This is a genomic window from Methylobacterium sp. WL18, assembly GCF_008040015.1.
GTDB classification, from domain to species: domain Bacteria; phylum Pseudomonadota; class Alphaproteobacteria; order Rhizobiales; family Beijerinckiaceae; genus Methylobacterium; species Methylobacterium mesophilicum.
In genome coordinates this window covers 1-1446 of record NZ_VRVD01000912.1, presented here as the reverse complement: position 1 = coordinate 1446, position 1446 = coordinate 1, and the positions used below count along the sequence as shown (strand labels likewise).

At 72.3% G+C, this 1446-nt stretch carries 1 protein-coding gene and 1 pseudogene; one reads left to right on the top strand and one right to left on the bottom strand.

Annotation, left to right across the window (positions count from 1 at the left end; genetic code table 11):
- Nucleotides 1-1077 (bottom strand): L-seryl-tRNA(Sec) selenium transferase (selA, locus tag FV228_RS29625; RefSeq protein ID WP_147857712.1); only part of this gene is annotated, 1077 nt, incomplete at its 3' end.
- Nucleotides 1078-1343: 266 nt separating this feature from the next.
- On the opposite strand from selA, the pseudogene FV228_RS34560 reads away from it, so the two are divergent.
- Nucleotides 1344-1446, top strand: a pseudogene (locus FV228_RS34560) (short-chain dehydrogenase); the annotation flags it as partial.

Genomic DNA, 1446 nt, shown 5'->3' with positions numbered 1-1446 from the left:
GGCCCGGGCCTGCGCGTCGACCGCCGCGCGCGGTCGGGTGAGCAGCCGCAGGGTCGGCAACTCCTCGGCCAGCCGCTCGGGATGCAGGTAGAGCCGTAGCACCGCCTCCAGGGCCGCGTAGGTCATCTTGTCCACTCGCAGCGCCCGCTTCAGCGGGTTCTTGCGCACCCGGGCGATCAGGTCCTTCCGTCCGGCCATGATCCCGCACTGGACGGCACCGAGGAGCTTGTCGCCGCTGAAGGTCACGATGTCGGCGCGCGCCAGCGCGGCCCGGACGGTGGGCTCCGGGGGCAGGCCGTAGGCCGCGAGGTCGACGAGGCTGCCGCTGCCGAGATCCTCCGCCAGCGGCACGCCCTGTTCCCGGCAGAGGGCGTGGAGCGCGACCGGGTCCGCCTCGGCGGTGAAGCCGGTGATTGCGTAGTTGCTCGGATGCACCTTCATGACCAGGCCGGTGCGCGGTCCCAGGGCGTCGGCGAAATCGCGCAGATGGGTCCGATTGGTGGTGCCGACCTCGCGCAGGCGGCAGCCGGCGCGGACCATCACGTCGGGCACCCGGAACGAGCCGCCGATCTCCACCAGCTCGCCGCGCGAGACCACCACCTCCTTGCGCATCGCCAGGGCGTTCAGCACCAGCAGGACCGCGGCGGCATTGTTGTTGACGACCACCGCGGCCTCGGCCCCGGTCAGGCGGCAGATCAGGCCCTCGACGTGGTCGTCGCGCTCGCCCCGTGCCCCGGTGGCGAGATCGAATTCGAGGTTGCTCGCCTGGACCATCACGGCGGCCACGGCCTCGGCGGCGGAGCGCGGCAGGAGCGCCCGGCCGAGATTGGTGTGCAGCACCGTGCCGGTGAGGTTGAAGACCGGCCGCAGGGACACCCGCCGCTCGGCCGCAAGGTTTTGCGCAACCGCCTCACGGATCGCCGCCTCGTCCGGCACGGAGCCCCCCTCCGCACGGATCCCGGCGAGGACGGCCCGCACGGCTGCGGTGACGGCCGTGCGCCCATAGGCGGTGAGCATTTCCTCCGCGGCCCCGCCGACGAGACGTTCCACCGACGGGATCCGGCGCGGAATCCGCATCGTATCTTCGGTTGCGTCTTCGGGGGTCGGGCAGGCTGTCACTGAGGATGTCATGGTCCGCACAGAGATAAGGATGCCCGCGCCGAGGACTACCCCGCCACGCTGCACGCGATCCCCCAGGATCAGCCGGGCGACGGCGACGCCTGCGACGCGATCACCCCCGACCAAGGCGGAACCGTACGGACCGACGGGCGACTAACCTCATGCGCGTGAACGCGCCGGCGTCGCATGGCCGGCCGCGCGGATCGCAGATGTGGGGAAGAGCGATGAAGCACAAGCCGCTCCGCGAGCAGGTCGTGGTGATCACCGGCGCATCGTCCGGCATCGGCCTCGCGACCGCCCGGATGGCGGCCGGGCGCGGCGCCCGGG